This window comes from Chromobacterium piscinae (assembly GCF_021129175.1).
GTDB lineage: Bacteria > Pseudomonadota > Gammaproteobacteria > Burkholderiales > Chromobacteriaceae > Chromobacterium > Chromobacterium piscinae.
Window position 1 is genome coordinate 1 of sequence record NZ_JAJOHV010000041.1, and the last position, 15,986, is coordinate 15,986.

Consider the following 15,986-nt stretch of genomic DNA (forward strand, 5'->3'; position numbering starts at 1 on the left):
GCGGTGGGCGGCGGCGCCGGCGCGGCCATCGGCCACGACTACGGCCGCAAGCCGGAGCCGCGCGAGGAGCGCAGCTACCGCAAGCATCGCCATCATCGCCACCACCACGACCGCGGCAATTTCTGCCCGCCGGGACAGGCGAAAAAAGGCCGCTGCTAAGCGCGCCGCTGCAAAGAAAACGGGACGCGTGGCGTCCCGTTTTTCATTGCCCTCGCCTATCCGTCCCGGCCTGGGCCATCCGCATCCACGTCCGGCTCGTACCAGTCGTCGCCGAAAATCTCCGCCGGATGCTGGGTGCGGCTGCTGCCGTTGCCGCAAGCCATGTCCGAGGCTGGACAGTATTTGTCGCAGCCCCAGCAGATGCGCTCGGGATGGCGGGGATTGAGGGGAAACTTCTTGGCGGTGCCGGGGATGGAGGATCGCATGTCTGGATTGTGCGGCTCGCCATCGCTATCGGCATTGATCTGGAATAAGGCTAGCGCGCCGACACGATCGCCGGCTTCAGGCCCGCCAAGCTGTACGGAACCGGCTGCCAGGCATAGCCGGCACCATCGCGGCGGACATAGCCCAGGCCCGGGAAGCGGATGTGGGCGGCGCCCACTAGCCAGCCTTCGCGCGCGGCTTCGTCCATCCGCGCCAGCCGCTGCTTGGCGGCCGCCTTGGCATCCACGTCGAAGCGTATGGTCACGCCGGGCTTGGCGAACTGCACGTCCTGCGCGTGGATCAGATCCCCCCACAGCATCAGCTTCTTGCCCTCGCTCTCCACCAGGTACAGCGTATGGCCCGGGGTATGGCCAGCGCCCGACACCGCGCGGATGCCGGGCAGCAGCTCGGCCCCGTCGTCAAACGGCTTCAGCCTGCCGGCTTCGATGTAGGACCGCAGCGCCGCCTCGGAATCGGCGAAGGCATGGCGCTCTTCCTTGGCCACCTTGCCGGCATTGGCCGGGTTCAGCCAGAAATCCACGTCCCGCTGGTTCACCCGGATGTCGGCGGCGGGGAACATCCGCTTGCCTTGCCGCGTCAGGCCGCCGGAATGATCTGCATGAATGTGGGTCAGCAATACCGTGTCGATATCTTCCGGCCGGTAGCCGGCCGCGCGGATGCTGTCCAGCAGCTGGCCGCCGGCCTGGCCGAACAGGTCGCCCGCCCCGGTGTCCACCAGCGCCAGGTGGCTGCCGGTGTGGATCAGGAAGGCGTTGATCGAGGTTTCGGTCTTTGTTCCCAGGTGGGCCTGCGCCAGCCGACGGGCAGTGTCGGCCGGCGGATTATGCAGCAACTGGTCCAGCGGAACGGCCACCGTGCCGTCGGACAGCGCGGTCACTTCGAAAGCGCCCAGCATCATCCGGTAGAATCCCGGCGCCTGGACGCGCGCCTGCGGCGGCGGAGACAGCTCGGCGGCATGCGTCGACACGGCGGCCGCGCCCGCCAGGGCGATGGCCAGGGGCAGCAGGCGGATGGCGCGGGCGGCGGCATGGTATGGTGCGGAGATGATGCGCATGGGGTATTCCTTTCCGGGCTGAAGTGCAAGTGCCCCGATGATGAAGCGCCCGACCATGCCATTCAAATCGATTGGAATGATGATGAGTATCAGGGAAAAAGATTTCCGCGGCGTGGACCTGAACCTGCTGGTCACGCTCGCAGTGCTGCTGCGCGAGCGCAGCGTGTCGCGCGCCGCCGCCTGCCTGCATCTGGGCCAGCCGGCGGTCAGCGGCGCGCTGGCCCGGCTGCGCGAGCTGTTCGACGACGAACTGCTGGTGCGGGTGCCGCAGGGCATGGCGCCCACCGCGCGCGCGCTGGCCTTGCAAAGCCAACTGACCCCGCTACTGGAACAGCTGCAAACGCTGTTGTTCGCCGAACCCGCGTTCGAGCCGGCCTCCGCCACGCGCGCGTTCGCGCTGGGCATGAGCGACTGGGTGGAAATCTGGCTGGCCCCGAAGCTGCTGCCGCGGCTGCGCGCGCTGGCGCCCAAACTGCGCGTCGCGCTGGAAACCACCGACCCGTTCACCGGCAGCGCGATGCTGGAGCAGGGCCGGATGGAGCTGGGCGTATCGGTCTTCGCTCCCGGCCCCGCCTGGCAGCAGACCCGGCCGCTGCGCTCGATGGGCTTCGCCGTCGTCTACGATCCCAGGCAGCTGCCGCTGTCCGCGCCGCTGAGCCTGGACGACTACCTCGCCCACGAGCACGCGCTGGTCAGCTACCGCGGCGCGCGCCAGGGCACCACGGATCGGGCGCTGGCCGAGCGTGGCCTGTCGCGCGTGGTCAGCCACACCGCCTCCCGCTTCGCCTCGCTGCCGCCGTTGCTGAAAGCCCTGCCCCTGCTGGCCACCGTGCCGGAAGCGCTGGCCGACGAATGGGTCGACAGCCACGGCCTGCGCGCCAGTCCGCCGCCGCTGGATCTGCCGCCGTTCACCGTCTCGCTGATCCGCCACGCCGCCAGCGGCGGTGACCCAGGGCTGGATTGGCTGGAGGAGCAAATACTGGACATCGCCGGCGATATTCAGACGGTCTGATCCCCGCATGGCCTGACCTGCAGTCTGGGCCACAACAACGGCACATGGAAGCGGCGGATATTCAGCTCCCAGTAATCCCCGCCGCCGAAATCCAGCAACGCATGGCAGGGACTCCGCCACTCGATGCCGCTTAGCAAGAATGAGCTGTACATCGCGCCTATCGACCGACTGCATACCTTTCTCAGTCGGAGATCTAGCAAGGTGAACACCGTCACCTCCTCAAACGGACAGTCAAAGTCGCTGATCAGCAGATAGCCATCGGCAAACCGGAACTGATGCAACAGGGATAGTCCCTTGAGCCACGTGGAAGTGCGCTTCCCGTTCATCCATAACCAGGAATGAATTTGATCGGGGTGTTCCGCAAGCGGCTCCAAGATGAAATCGTTTATCGGCTCCATATGCGTCACGCCTCCGAGCAAGAAAACTCCTGACTGTCGCCGCCCAGGAACAACACAATAAACGCCACTGCCCTGCCACCATCCAGGCTTGCCATCTGCAAAGCGCCGAACTGTGCGAGCAGGGCAGCCACCTGCGCCGGCAAACTGTCTTCGCGCAATCGCGCAATCAAACCCCTCTGTTTCGCTATGGCATCCGCGCGCAATACTTTGTCATCCATCGCCAATGCCGCAGCCTCGCGCAATTGAATCGCCACAGCATACGCGATGCAGCCTAGCGCAGCGACTCGCATCCCGCCTCCGAGCCGCTCTCATCCACTCCCATTTCATGCAATCTTCGCCAAAATTTCCACAGAATGCTGGGTACGGCTAGTGCCGTTGCCACAACCTATGCCCTGGGTCGAGCGATACTTGCCACTCTCCCTGCAGATACGCTCGGGATGCCAGGGGTAAATGGGAAGTTTAGTGGCCCTGTTCTCCCCCATCCCACAAGCCGAACCATTGTCCACGCCAGCTCCGGCCTGAAAATTTGGTCTGCATTAGGCAATCGGGACACTATGCCGAACATCTGTCACAGGTGGAACAGCAGCCAACCCCACATCGCCAGCAGCAGGATATTGGATGCCAGGAAGGCCAGAAAACGGTGAATCGGGTGATTGTAGGAAAGATGGATGGCGGAATGGGCAAGGCGCGCCGCCACGTAGCCCCAGGCCAGTCCCAGCGAGACGGGGCCGGCCAGATTCTTGGCGATGACAATGGCGCCGAACACGTAGAACAGCACCGGCGCCTCGAACAGATTGGAGAAATTGCGCGCCAGCTTCAACTCGCCGTCCGGCGGCGCGTCGCCCTGCATCAGCCGGTAATAGCTGCCCTTCACCCGCCCTGAGCGGGCGTTGGCGAAGCGGCAGGCGCCGAGGCGGACGCCGACGAAAAAGGTCAACAGCACCAAAGCGAACATCGGATAGATCATCGTTTTCCCTTTCTGGTGGTCCTGCGTGGCCAAAGCCGGACGGGACGGCGCGTCTCAAACTCCCTCTTCTCGCTCCAGCTCCTGCTGCAGCTTTTCCAGCTCGTCCAGCACCCGCACGAACTTGCCGCCGAACGGCGTGACCCGGTATTCCACCCTGGGCGGCGACTCGTCGAAGGCCACCCGTTCCAGGATGCCGAACTCCATATTGCGGCGCAGGCACTCGTTCAGCACCTTGGTGCTCAAACCCTCCACCTGGCGCACCATTTCGCCGGGGCGGTTGATGCCGCTCGCCAGCAATTGGTAAACCGTCAGCGATCATTTGCAGCCGTAGATGCTCTCCACCATGCGCGCGCTGCGCTCCGGCGGCGATTTCCGGGAGAATTTTTTTTCCTGCGCCTTCATCGAGATGTACCAAAAAGTAAGTAGCTGACCAATTTGTGCCTGCTGTTCAATGAGTTGCCGCGCTTTTAAGCTGCAGCCATCTCCTCAACCCACGGAACGCAAGCATGACACATGCCTCCACTCTCGCCATCATCGTCGGCGGCTCCAGCGGCATGGGCAAGGAAAGCGCTCGCCGCCTGCTGCGCCAGGGCCGGACGGTGCTGATCCTGGCCCAGAATACCCTGCGCCTGGCCGCCGCCAAGGCGGAGTTGGAAGCCGACACCGGCGGCAAGGTGGAAACCGCCGCGGTGGACCTCTACCAACCGGAACAGGTGCGCGCCTTCATCGCCAAGCTGGATGCCGAGCCGCGCGCCATCGGAGAATTGGTCAACGCCGCCGGCTACTTCCAGCAGGTGGGCTTTCTGGAGCACAGCGAACAGGACTACGACCGCCAGTTGGACATCAACAAGGCCTTTTTCTTCATCAGCCAGGCGGTGGCGCGCAATATGCGCCGCCATGGCGGCGGCGCCATCGTCAACATCGGCTCGATGTGGGCGCATCAGGCGGTGAAGGCCACGCCATCGTCGGCGTACTCGATGCAGAAAGCCGGCCTGCACGCGCTGACCCAGCATATGGCGATGGAACTGGCCGACGACGGCATCCGCGTCAACGCGGTGGCGCCGGCGGTGGTGCTGTCCAGCATCTACAAATCCTTCATCGCCGAAGACCAGATCGCGGCTACGCTGGCCGGCTTCAACGGCTTCCATCCGCTGGGCCGCATCGGCACCGCGGACGACGTGGCCAACGCGGTCGAGTTTCTGTTGTCGGACAAAGCGGGCTGGATCACCGGCACGGTGCTGGACGTGGACGGCGGTGTGATGGCGGGCAGAAATTAAGCGGAAAAACCAAGACGGCGGCAGGGTACGATTCCTGCCGCCGGCGTCAATCCAGCTGCTTCACATCGCCGTTGCGCGGCGTCGCGTTCTCGTGAAACAGGTCTTCCAGATACTGGGCCAGGCCGTCTTCCGTCACCCAGTCCGGAATGACGAAATCGGCGGGCCGGCGCTTGCCGTCGTTGTCGGGCAAAAAGGCCCGCCAGCCGGAACCGTGCCGCTCCGCCACCACGATATGGCCGTAAACGTTGAATCGATACGTTTGCATGCGTCAGGCCTCCGGTTGCACTCAATGGCTCATGATTGCAGAACCATCATCGCCAGCGCAACGTCATGCTATGGATCTTTTCCCCTCTCGCATCCAATTGCCGGCGCAGCCTAGGCATACAACAGGCTTCTCATGAAAAATCGCCATCATGTTGCAACGACATGCAAGTATGTTTTTCTTATCAGTCTGCGCAAGTAGGGGACGCTCGACTCAATCGGATTGGGAAAAGTCGGCTTTTTATATTTCATTCTGCACGCTATCACATACGAGTCAAAATCTATTAGAAATAGTTCATACCCATCAGCACAATATCATTAGCTTATAAAGCCTTCCACACTCTCCGTCACAACAGCCATTCAATAACTACAATCGGGTCTTAAATAAAATGGACTCGCACTGAAACTTTTCAACTCACCATATTTATGTAAATCACTCACAATCTAAATCTCTACAACAGTGAGTGAAATTTCAACATGGAAGCACCTGATATTTATCATTATTCAGAATACACTTTCGAATACTTGAGCACAGGAAAAGCTTATCCCGATCCGCTACACCTAGGCTCCTGGCAATATCCCGCATACACAACTACTGTTCAGCCACCCATTACTGGGGCACAGGAAGTTGCCGTATTCAACACACAAACTCAGCAATGGAATATCACACCAGATTGGCGCAAGGTAAATTTGTGGAGTAAAGCCACGGCCCAACGAATCTGGTCGATCCAGATAGGTGACACCCCTGATAGCTTGCAAGCAACAACGCAACAACCTCCTGCGCTTTTCCCGGTATGGAAAGGAGATGGCTGGGTGACGGATATGGTTGCATTGGAAAATGCAAGCAAACTTGAATTGAAGCATCGTTTGGATGACGCATTGCTCCAACGCCGTCTGTTGCTTGATTCCATCGAGCTTAATATAGCCTCGGCAGTGAAAAGAGATAGCTTCCCCTCTTGGACGGAATATTGCCTCTCCCTCGCAAAAGTACCACAACAAGCCGGGTGGCCATATATGGAAAAGCTGGAATGGCCGCAACAACCTGCATAAAGTTAAGTATTATTAGGCCATAAAAAAAGCTGCACGATTCAACATCGTGCAGCTTTTTTCCACTCATAGATAAATTGTTAAAAAGCCCGTTTATAGCGCTATTCAGATCCTTCATATGATTGAGATAAGAATCACCGGCTCTCACACAATCAAGTCTTAATCATCCCAAACCTATCAGTCGAGCCGATCACTGCGGCCGCTGCCTGAAGAAGGTCATCGGCGCCGAAGCCGGGATCTCGGACGGCGGCGGCGATTTGAGAATGTGCTTCTTCATCTTGCCCATCACGTGCATCTCGCAGGGGCGGCATTCGAACTTCAGCGTGTAGGTTTCGTCGCCGGATTTCAGAATCATCGGGTCGGCGCGCACCTGGCCCATCACGCCCTTCACGCCCTTGGCCTGCTTCGGGCATAGGTTGTAGGAGAAGCGCAGGCAGTGCTTGGTGATCATCAAGCTGACCTCGCCCTCTTCCTGATGCGCCTCGTAGGCTGGCTCGATCACTTCCACGCCGTGCTGTTTGTAGAAATCCCAGGCCAGCGCGTTATAGACGTTGGCGAGATAGCTGAGCTCCTTCTGCGGGAAGACTGCCGGCGGCTCGGCGGCGGCCTTGCGCTCGGGGCGGACCCAGGCGGCGGCGCGGGCGGCTTCCAGTTTTTCCACGGCGTCGCGGCGCAGGCCGTTGATCACCGAGGCCGGGACGAACCACGGCTGGCTCAGATTCAGCGACACATCGTGCGCCTGGAACATGGTGTTGCCGAGCTTGGCGGCGGCGTCGCGCAGGCTCTGCTCGGCGCGGGCGGCGTCCTTGGCCGGTTCCAACGCCAACTCGGCGCGGGCGCTGGCGGTACAGCCGTCGGCGTCGGTATAGCTCAGTTCCAGGCCGTCGGCGGTTTCAGACAGCGCGGCCCAGACGCCCACGCGGCGCTCGGCCGATTTCTTCAGCAACGCCAGTTCCCAGGCGTGGTCGCGGTTGCGGCTGATGTCGACGCCGGGCTTCAGCCCTTGCAGCGCGGCTGGATCGTTAGGCTCGCAGCGCCACAGCAACAGCCCGCCTTCGGCCTTGCCCACCCGCTTGACGGTGTTGAGCTGCATGCCCACCACTTCGCGCTTCTTCATGAAGTTGATGCCGTCGCCGTTGGACATTTGTTCCATGGTGGCGATTTCCAGCCAGCCGTCGCCCACTTTGTGCACCGTGCCCAGGCCGACGCCGACGAACTTGGGCGAATCGAAGGCGCCGATGTCCTGCTTGCGGCCGGTGGCGAAGTAGTCCGTCGCGCCGCGATGGAAAGTCTTGTCCGGGTCCGGCGTGAAGTAGATTTCGCTGCTGCCGCTGGCGGCCGGCGCCAGTTCCGGGCGGCGCTCGAAGATCTCATCCAGCAGCAGGCGGTAATGGGCGGTGATGTTCTTGACGTAGGACACGTCCTTGTAACGGCCTTCTATCTTCAAAGACCGCACGCCGGCGTCCAGCAGCGCTTCCAGGTTGGCGCTCTGGTTGTTGTCCTTCATGGACAGCAAATGCTTGTCGAAGGCCACCACGCCGCCCTTTTCGTCGGTCAGCGTGTACGGCAGCCTACAGGCCTGCGAGCAATCGCCGCGGTTGGCGCTGCGGCCGTTGTCGGCGTGGCTGATGTAGCACTGGCCGGAGAAGGCCACGCACAGCGCGCCGTGGATGAAGTACTCGATAGCGGCGGAATCGGCCACCCGGTCGGCGATCTTCTTGATCTGCGGAATGGTCAGCTCGCGCGCCAGCACGATCTGGCTGAAGCCGGCGTCGGACAGAAAGCGCGCTTTGTCGGCGTCGCGGATGTCGCACTGGGTGGACGCGTGCAGCTGGATAGGCGGCAGGTCCATCTGCAGGATGCCCATATCCTGGATGATCAGCGCGTCGACGCCGGCATCGTACAACTGCCAGATCAGCTTGCGCGCGCCTTCCAGCTCGGCGTCGTGCAGGATGGTGTTCAGCGTGGCGAAGATGCGGGCGTGGTAGCGGTGGGCGAAGGCGGTCAGCCCGGCGATGTCCTCCACGCTGTTGCAGGCGTTGTGGCGCGCGCCGAACGACGGCCCGCCGATGTATACCGCGTCGGCGCCGTGCAGGATGGCTTCGCGGCCGATTTCGGCGGTTTTGGCGGGCGACAGCAGTTCGACTTGGTGCGGCAGCAGGCTCATGGCGGTTCCGGGCTGATCGATGGGTACGATGCGTGATTGGGTGGGGGCGGAATTATAACGGAATCATGGGCTTATAGGTAGTCGGCGATTGCGCCGGGCCGTACTAGGTGCGACTACTTAAAATACTGTATCCGATTGCCTGCCTTCATGGCGGCTGCTACTCCAAAGAGTATCGGGGCGCAGTCCCGTCCAAAGCAGCGAGTCCCTCATGTTCAATTCCCTCACCATCGCCCGGCGCCTGTCCGTCATGGTTTGCGCGCTGCTGGCCATCCCGCTGCTGGTCGGCTGGTACGGCCTGCACACCCAGGAAGGCATACTCGGCGATTTCGCCACCACCTACAACGACCGCGTGGTCTGCCTGAAACAGCTGAAAACCGTCGGCGACGGCTACGCGGTGGGCATCGTCGACAACGCGCAGAAGCTGCGCAACCAGAGCCAAAACGCCGCCGGCTTCCTCGCCAATCTGAGCAAGGCGCAGCTCGATGTCCGCCAGCAATGGGGCGATTACCGCGCCACCTATCTGACAGCGGAGGAAAAACGGCTGGCCGACCAGGCCGAGGCGGCGATGGCCAACGCCAACCGCAGCGTCGACAAGCTGCGGCAGATCGTGCAGAGCGGCGACACGGCCGCGCTGCAGCATTACGTGGACCGCGAAATGTACCCGGCGCTGGACCCGGTGGCGCAGCGCATCGCCGCGCTGGTGGACCTGCAGCTGCGGGTGGCGGCGGAAGAGTTCGCCCAGTCGCAGCAGCGCGCCGCCTTCAGCCACGCCGCCAATATCGCGCTGATCGCCATCGGCGTGGTGGTGGGCTTCCTCTTGGCCTGGGTGATCGTGCGCGGGCTGCTGTCCGAACTCGGCGGCGAGCCGCGCGACGTGGTGGCGCTGGCCGAGCGCATCGCCGAAGGCGACTTGGGCCAAAAGCTGACGGTGAAGCCGGACGATCATCACAGCGTCGTCGCCTCGATGGCGCGGATGCAGAGCGCGCTGATCCAGCTGGTGCGCAATATGCAAGACATCACGCTCAGGCTGTCCAATAGCGCGACCGAGCTCGCCGCCGCATCGGAACAGGTTGCGACCAGCGCCGAGGAGCAGACCCGCGCCGCGTCGTCGATGTCGGCGTCGGTGGAACAGCTGTCGGTCAGCATCTGCTCGGTCAACGACACCGCCTCCGACGTGGCCAAGGATTCGGTGTCCAGCGGCGAGCTGGCCCATCAGGGTGAGACCATCATCGACCAGACGCTGCAGACGATAGGCCGCGTCGCCGAGCAGGCGCGCTCCTCGCAGCAGCAGGCCGACCTGATGGGCAGCCGCTCGCAAGATATCGCCAACGTGATCCAGGTGATCCGCGACGTGGCCGAACAGACCAATCTCCTGGCGCTGAACGCGGCGATCGAGGCCGCCCGCGCCGGCGAACAAGGCCGCGGCTTCGCCGTGGTGGCCGACGAGGTGCGCAAGCTGTCGGAACGCACCGCGCAGTCCACCACAGAAATCAGCGGCAGCATCCGCGAGATGCTGGACTGCAGCCAGCACGTGGTCGACAACATCCACCACACGGTGGATCAGATGGAAACCGGGTTGGCCCAGGCCAGCAGCGCCCGCGAGGCGATCACCGGCATCGCCGGCAATGTGGACCGGGTGAAGGGCTCCTTGTCGACGATATCGATCTCGCTGAACGAACAGCAGCAGGCCGGCACCAGCATCGCCGCCAATGTCGAGCAAGTGGCGCAGATGTCGGAGGAAACCAGCGCCGCCGCGACGCAAACCGCCGAGGCCGCCGGCCAGGTGGAACAGATGGCCGGCGCGCTGCAGGCGGCGATCAGCCGCTTCAAGCTGCCGGCCGGCGGCCAGCCGCCAGCCTCGGACCGAACACCGCAACCCTTGGCCGCCACCGCCTGGCAGGCCTGATCGCCTGTCCAAGGCTTCGCGAGGCGTTCGTTTCCGCCGCAATGCTTGAGTGCTTGCCCGGAGCGGCTAACAGAATTCAGTTGCGCGCCTGAGGCAAGACGCGACGCGCGGGCGCTACAACAAATCGGCGCAATGCGGAATCAGGAGCCTGGCCAGTAGCCGTCAAACCTTTCCTCCGGGGAGACCTGCCTCCCCTTTGAACCTTCCTCTCTCGTTTTGGCCCGCTTCGCGCGGGCATCTTTCTTTGCGCGAATGCTGCGTTGCAACATCCGCAATTCGAACATCAAGTTTCTATTCAGAACATCCATTATTGGTATTTCACTGGTTTATTTTCACAGTCAATCATCACTCATTCCAAACCCATCACACAACAGACTTAAATTGCGATTATTTGCTAGTTAACCATTTATTTGTTGCCAACAATTATCATTAATTGGATTTTTATTAATATTTTTATCTTGCATGGCAACATTGCAACGCCATGACATTCAATTTCAACCAGAATTGTCTCATACCAATTGAAGACCAATATAAGACCAGCTAACGTGCCTCCAGGACGTCCACCCCTGAATTCGGCAATCGGACCTGGAGCAATCTCATGCACAAGAAACGCGTTTTATTCCTGGCAATCATGGCCGTGCTGTCCGGCCACGCCCTCGCGGCGGAAGAATCGTCCGTCCCTCCCGGCAGCGATGGCCCCGCGCTGAAAGGCACCGCGCAAGCCATTTCGGAAAGCGACGTCTATGACCTGCTGACCAAATCGGAAACCACCTTCAGCGCGCTCTACTATGGGCGCGACCGGCAAGCCCAATGGGACGCTCCCGGCAAGGGCAATCGTCATGACATCCATGTCAACGCCTTGAACCTGGGACTGAATTTCAAATCCGGCTATGCCTGGGACCATCTGGGTTTCGACGCCGCCGCCCATGCCGCCATCCGCCTCACCAAAGGGCAGGGCTGGTCGGAGGTGCTGTACCACGACTTGAACGACACCAGCGATCCGGACGAAAACGGCGGCGGCAAAGACAAGAGCAGCGCGGTGCTGAGCCAGGCCGCGTTGAAATTCCGCCAGAGCGCCGATGGCCAAGGCTTTTCGGCCCGCGCAGGCTACACCCCGATCAGCATAGGCACGCTGGGCACGTCCGGCGGCCTGCAATCGCATGCCTATCGCGGCCTGGAGGGAAAATACAAGCTGGGCGACTTCGAAGTCGGCTATGGCTGGGCAGACCAGTTCCGCAATGAATGGGATACCCGTTTCCGCGACATGACCAACCAGTGGCACCAGAACCGGGCGCCCTATAATGACGGCCGCAAAGTGGACTACGTCCATAGCATCGGCTTCCGCTACGCGCCCAGCAACTACTTCGTCGACGTCGGTTTCGGCGAGGGCAAGGACTACCGCCGCAACGCGCAGATCGCCGCGTCTTACACCTGGTCTCTGGGCGCCGACAAGCTGACCGCCACTGGCTACTACTTCACCGGCAAATACCAGACCGCGCTGTCCGGCATCGCCAATCCCAAAAATGAATGGCATGCCAGCGGCAGCCTCAGCTACGCCACCGGCGGCTGGACGCTGATGGGCGGTTACGGCGCCACTCACGCGCCCGACTCCGGCGAGTTGAATTTCCGCCTGACGCCGTGGGGCAACAGCGACAACCGCAACTTCATCCAAACCTGGGGCCAGGACGACGACTTTGTCTGGGATGGCATGCGAGTGGTCAAAATCGGCGTCAGCTATGACTTCGCCAAGCTGGGCATGCCCGGCTTGACCATGGGCGCATCCGCCAATTACGCCAGCAATGTCAAAAACCAATACGACAGCGCGCGTCCCAATCTGGGCGACACCCACTTCAACGAGGTGGATCTGAGCGTGGCCTACTCGGTGCAAAGCGGGCCGCTCAAGGGCGCCAGCATAGGCGTCTACCCGGCTCAGCTGCGCACCCACGGCTTCACCGGCGACAAAAGCAACCGCAACGACGTGAAAGTGATCGCCTCCTACAGCAAGACCTTCTGATCCACCAGTGGCCGGCATGCCAGTGCCGGCCGCTTCGCCTATCGGTTCCGATAAGCGAAGCCGAAAAGGAGAAACCGCACGATGAAACTGAAAACCCTGAGCCTGTCGCTGCTGATCGCCGCCGCGCCCCTGTTCGCCCACGCCGCCGACAAACCGGTGCTGGAAGTGTGGACCATGAGCCTGTCGCCCAAGTTCGACGGCTACTTCAAGGAGCTGGTGAGCAAGTACAACGCCCAGCACCCAAATGTGGAAGTGAAGTGGACCGATTATCCCTGGGATGTGATCCAGGCCAAGTTCACCGCCGCCGTCGGCGCCGGCAAGCCGCCGGCGCTGGTCAACCTGAACGTGCCCTGGGCCTACGACTACCAGCAGGAAGGCCTGATCCAGCCGCTGGACGGCCTGATCGACAAGAATCAGTACGTGGCCGGCGCGTTGAAGGACGTCACCTTCAACGGCAAGGCCTATGCCTTCCCGCACTACAACGGCGCGGATGTCATCGCCTACAACGCCGCCTTGTTCAAGAAAGCCGGCCTGGACCCGAACAAGCCGCCCAAATCCTTCGATGAGGAGCTGCAGTACGCGAAGGTCATCAAGGCCAAGACCGGCGCCGCCGGCTTCGCGCCCAAGATGGGGCCGACCAAGATAGAGGGCCTGTTCCTGCAAAACGGCCTCGATGTGCTCAAGGACGGCAAGCCGGCGTTCAACAGCCCGGCCCACATCGCCTTCGTCAAGAAGCTGGCCGAAGCCTACAAGGCCGGCGCGCTGATGAAGGACAATCTGTTCGTCCAGGACAACTTCCAGGTGGCGATGGCCGCCTACAACAGCGGCCGCATGGCGATGCTGGAATCCAGCCCCACCGCGCTGACCCGCGTCCGCGACGAAGCGCCCAAGGTCTACCGCGACACCCGCGTCGCCGCCGCGCCGCTGGGCCCCACCGGCATCGCCGCCGGCGGCTGGATGTTCAACTTCGCGGTGGCCCGCAACGTGGACAAGGCGCTGCTGCCGGAGATCGGCAAGTTCGGCAACTACCTGACCAACGCCGACAACCAGCTGGCCTTCGCCAAGCTGGCCGGCACGCTGCCCACCGCGCGCAAGGCGGCGCAGGACCCGCATTTCCAGAAGGTGGCCGCCAACGCCGGTCCGGCCGAGCGCGCGGTCGGCATCGCCGCCGCCAATCTGGACAAGACCCGCACCCTGTTCCTGTCAGTGAAAAACGCCGACACGCTGTCGGCCAGGCTGTCCGCCTCGGTGGAAAAGGCGGTGACCGGCCGCCAGGACGCCAAGGCCGCGCTGGACGAGGCCGCCACCTACTGGAACGGCAAGCTGTAAGACCGGCCTTTGTCCGCGCCCGCCGCCCTCGCCGGCGGCGGGCCGCCTCTCTTTCAGACACGGTGGCACTTCATATGCGCAAACCCCGCAAGACCACGCTGCAGGCCTATCTGTTCCTGGCGCCGGCATTGCTGCTGCTGGTCATGTTCTCATTCTGGCCGGTGGGTTTCGGCTCCTTCCTCGCCTTCACCCGCTACAACCTGATCGACGCGCCGCAATGGGTGGGCCTGGACAATTTCCGCGACCTATTCGGCGACGAGCTGTTCCTGTCGGCGCTGAAGAACTCGGCGCTATACCTGCTGGTGGTGCCTATCATCCAGCTGTTGGCGATGCTGCTGGCAGTGCTGGTCAACAACAGCCTGCCCGGCATCAAGCTGTTCCGCGCCGCCTATTATCTGCCAGTGGTCACCTCGGTATCGGTGATCGGCATCATCTGGAACTTCATGTACACCGAGGACGGCGTGCTCAACGCCGCGCTGCGCTGGCTGCATCTGATCAACGATCCGGTGGGCTGGCTCTCCGACGACCACATCGCGCTGTTCGCGGTGATGTTCATCACCGTCTGGCGCGGCATCGGCTGGTACATGGTGCTGTACCTGGCCGGCCTGCAAGCGATCCCGGCCGACGTCTACGAAGCGGCGCAGCTGGACGGCGCCGGCCGCTGGCAGCGCTTCTGGCGCATCACCGTGCCGCTATTGGCCCCCACCATCCTGCTGTGCTCGGTGATGTCGGTTCTGGCGGCGGTGAAGGCCTTCGAGGAAGTGCAGATCCTGACCAAGGGCGGGCCGATGCAGTCCACCTACACCGCGCTCTTTTACGCCTACGAGTTCGGCATCAAGTCGCTGAATTTCGGCCGCGCGCTGGCCGCCAGCCTGGTGATGTCGGCGTTCTGCATCGCGCTGGCCTGGCTGAACTTCCGCTACCTGCAACCGCGAGACCGCTGAGGAGACGCGATGAACCACTCCACCACCCTGGCCGCCCCCGCCGTCCGCGCGCGGGCGGACCGGCTGGCCGCGCGGGCCGTCCATTACCTGGCGCTGTCGGCGATCGCGCTGATCACCGTCTACCCGTTCTGGTGGACGCTGGTGACGGCGCTGTCCGGCGACGGCGAGGTATTCGCCTTCCCGCCGCCGCTGCTGCCCAGCGCGCCGACGCTGGACCATTTCCGCGAGGCGGTGTCCAGCATCGACATCCTGGCCTTCTACCGCAACTCCTTCGCCATCGCCGCGCTGACGGTGGCCGGCACGCTGCTGGTCAGCGCGCTGGCCGCCTACCCGCTGGCGCGCATGAAGTTTCCCGGCCGCCGGCTGGTGTTCGGCGCCATCCTCGCCACCATGATCCTGCCCAACGAGGTCAACTTCCTGGTCAACTTCATCACCGTGTCCAAGCTGCAGCTGACCGACAGCTACAGCGGCGTGGTGCTGCCGACGCTGGCCGGCGCGGTGGGCATCTTCCTCTTGAAGCAGGCGTTCGAGGCGGTGCCGCAAGATCTGATCGACGCCGCCCGCGTCGACGGCGCATCCGAATGGCAGATCTTCTGGCGCATCATGCTGCCGCTGGCCCGCCCGGCACTGGCGGCGCTGACCATCCTGACCACGGTGTCGGCGTGGAACCAGTACATCTGGCCGTCCATCGTGATGTCCAGCCCGGACAAGTTTCCGCTGTCGGTCGGCGTGCTCTACCTGGCCGGCGCCTTCAGCTTCAAGACGCGGGTGGTGGCGGCCGGCGCGGTGCTGACCGTGCTGCCCATCCTGATCGTATTCCTGTTCACCCAGCGCTATTTCCTGCGCGGATTCGATGGAGCGGTGAAATGACCCTGAGCGACGCACAACTGGACCAACTGGCCGGCCGCTGCCTGATGGTGGATGTGGAAGGCCCGGTTTTGAGCGAAGAAGAAGCGGCGCGGCTGCGGAAAATGCGCGCGCGCGCCGTCTGCCTGTTCCGCCGCAACGTGCCGGACGCGGCCTCCACCCGCCGTCTGGTCGCCGACCTGAAACGCGCGCTCGGCGACGAGGTGCTGATCGCCCTCGATCAGGAAGGCGGCGCGGTGATGCGCACCCGCTTTCTGCCGCAGGCGCCGGCGGCGATGGCGCTGGCCGCCGTCGGCGAC

The 15,986-nt window shown here is 62.8% G+C and carries 17 protein-coding genes and 1 pseudogene; 9 read left to right on the top strand and 9 right to left on the bottom strand.

The genetic code is table 11. From position 1 onward, the window contains the following. Positions 1 to 215: 215 nt before the first annotated feature. Together LQR33_RS12465 and LQR33_RS12470 are read right to left on the bottom strand one after the other, a co-directional pair. Entirely contained in the window at positions 216 to 425 is a 210-nt protein-coding gene (locus LQR33_RS12465; RefSeq protein WP_221665526.1) for a DUF3079 domain-containing protein, read from the bottom strand. 50 nt (positions 426 to 475) lie between these two features. Then, entirely contained in the window at positions 476 to 1,498 is a 1,023-nt protein-coding gene (locus LQR33_RS12470; protein ID WP_231469183.1) for an MBL fold metallo-hydrolase, read from the bottom strand. An 82-nt stretch (positions 1,499 to 1,580) separates the two neighbouring features. On the opposite strand from LQR33_RS12470, the gene LQR33_RS12475 reads away from it, so the two are divergent. Then, the gene (locus tag LQR33_RS12475) at positions 1,581 to 2,510 is read left to right on the top strand and encodes a LysR substrate-binding domain-containing protein (protein ID WP_231469185.1); all 930 of its coding nucleotides are present in this window, start codon (positions 1,581 to 1,583) and stop codon (positions 2,508 to 2,510) included. Here LQR33_RS12475 and LQR33_RS12480 read toward each other — a convergent pair. The 5 genes from LQR33_RS12480 to LQR33_RS12500 all read right to left on the bottom strand — a co-directional run bounded on the left by LQR33_RS12480 (position 2,498) and on the right by LQR33_RS12500 (position 4,172). Continuing rightward, positions 2,498 to 2,908: a hypothetical protein gene (locus tag LQR33_RS12480; RefSeq protein ID WP_166438669.1), complete on the bottom strand. Its 411-nt coding sequence runs from the start codon at positions 2,906 to 2,908 to the stop codon at positions 2,498 to 2,500. The genes LQR33_RS12475 and LQR33_RS12480 overlap by 13 nt on opposite strands. Before the next feature lie 5 nt (positions 2,909 to 2,913). Further along, on the bottom strand, positions 2,914 to 3,198 hold the full coding sequence (locus LQR33_RS12485) for a hypothetical protein (RefSeq protein ID WP_231176620.1): 285 nt from the start codon (positions 3,196 to 3,198) through the stop codon (positions 2,914 to 2,916). A 33-nt stretch (positions 3,199 to 3,231) separates the two neighbouring features. Beyond that, positions 3,232 to 3,390 carry a DUF3079 domain-containing protein gene (locus LQR33_RS12490; protein WP_231176676.1) on the bottom strand — a complete coding sequence of 53 codons (159 nt, stop codon included), beginning with the start codon at positions 3,388 to 3,390 and terminating at the stop codon, positions 3,232 to 3,234. Between the two features lie 86 nt (positions 3,391 to 3,476). Then, a complete protein-coding gene (locus LQR33_RS12495; protein WP_221667318.1) occupies positions 3,477 to 3,875 on the bottom strand; it encodes an MAPEG family protein in 399 nt (132 codons plus the stop codon). Positions 3,876 to 3,929: 54 nt separating this feature from the next. After that, positions 3,930 to 4,172, bottom strand: a complete 243-nt coding sequence (locus tag LQR33_RS12500) for a winged helix-turn-helix transcriptional regulator (RefSeq protein ID WP_231176617.1) — start codon at positions 4,170 to 4,172, stop codon at positions 3,930 to 3,932. 209 nt (positions 4,173 to 4,381) lie between these two features. On the opposite strand from LQR33_RS12500, the gene LQR33_RS12505 reads away from it, so the two are divergent. Beyond that, positions 4,382 to 5,152, top strand: a complete 771-nt coding sequence (locus LQR33_RS12505) for an SDR family NAD(P)-dependent oxidoreductase (RefSeq protein WP_231469186.1) — start codon at positions 4,382 to 4,384, stop codon at positions 5,150 to 5,152. A 46-nt stretch (positions 5,153 to 5,198) separates the two neighbouring features. On the opposite strand, the gene LQR33_RS12510 is transcribed toward LQR33_RS12505, so the two are convergent. Then, positions 5,199 to 5,417 carry a DUF7661 family protein gene (locus tag LQR33_RS12510; RefSeq protein WP_021477225.1) on the bottom strand — a complete coding sequence of 73 codons (219 nt, stop codon included), beginning with the start codon at positions 5,415 to 5,417 and terminating at the stop codon, positions 5,199 to 5,201. A 473-nt stretch (positions 5,418 to 5,890) separates the two neighbouring features. Between LQR33_RS12510 and LQR33_RS12515 the strand changes: the two genes are divergently transcribed. Beyond that, positions 5,891 to 6,463 carry a tail fiber assembly protein gene (locus LQR33_RS12515; RefSeq protein WP_231469188.1) on the top strand — a complete coding sequence of 191 codons (573 nt, stop codon included), beginning with the start codon at positions 5,891 to 5,893 and terminating at the stop codon, positions 6,461 to 6,463. A gap of 187 nt (positions 6,464 to 6,650) precedes the next feature. On the opposite strand, the gene LQR33_RS12520 is transcribed toward LQR33_RS12515, so the two are convergent. Next, the gene (locus LQR33_RS12520; protein ID WP_231469190.1) at positions 6,651 to 8,627 is read right to left on the bottom strand and encodes a peptidase U32 family protein; all 1,977 of its coding nucleotides are present in this window, start codon (positions 8,625 to 8,627) and stop codon (positions 6,651 to 6,653) included. Between the two features lie 208 nt (positions 8,628 to 8,835). On the opposite strand from LQR33_RS12520, the gene LQR33_RS12525 reads away from it, so the two are divergent. The 6 genes and pseudogenes from LQR33_RS12525 to LQR33_RS12550 form a co-directional block, all read left to right on the top strand. Then, entirely contained in the window at positions 8,836 to 10,533 is a 1,698-nt protein-coding gene (locus LQR33_RS12525; protein WP_221667323.1) for a methyl-accepting chemotaxis protein, read from the top strand. 598 nt (positions 10,534 to 11,131) lie between these two features. Beyond that, positions 11,132 to 12,547, top strand: coding sequence for an OprD family outer membrane porin (locus tag LQR33_RS12530; RefSeq protein WP_231469192.1), 1,416 nt, complete (start codon positions 11,132 to 11,134; stop codon positions 12,545 to 12,547). 81 nt (positions 12,548 to 12,628) lie between these two features. Continuing rightward, a complete protein-coding gene (locus LQR33_RS12535; RefSeq protein ID WP_231469194.1) occupies positions 12,629 to 13,876 on the top strand; it encodes an extracellular solute-binding protein in 1,248 nt (415 codons plus the stop codon). A 74-nt stretch (positions 13,877 to 13,950) separates the two neighbouring features. Continuing rightward, positions 13,951 to 14,820, top strand: a complete 870-nt coding sequence (locus LQR33_RS12540; RefSeq protein ID WP_166438678.1) for a carbohydrate ABC transporter permease — start codon at positions 13,951 to 13,953, stop codon at positions 14,818 to 14,820. A gap of 9 nt (positions 14,821 to 14,829) precedes the next feature. Next, positions 14,830 to 15,690 carry a carbohydrate ABC transporter permease gene (locus LQR33_RS12545; protein WP_231469196.1) on the top strand — a complete coding sequence of 287 codons (861 nt, stop codon included), beginning with the start codon at positions 14,830 to 14,832 and terminating at the stop codon, positions 15,688 to 15,690. Further along, positions 15,687 to 15,986: pseudogene (locus tag LQR33_RS12550) on the top strand (beta-N-acetylhexosaminidase); the annotation flags it as partial. The gene LQR33_RS12545 and the pseudogene LQR33_RS12550, both read left to right, overlap by 4 nt.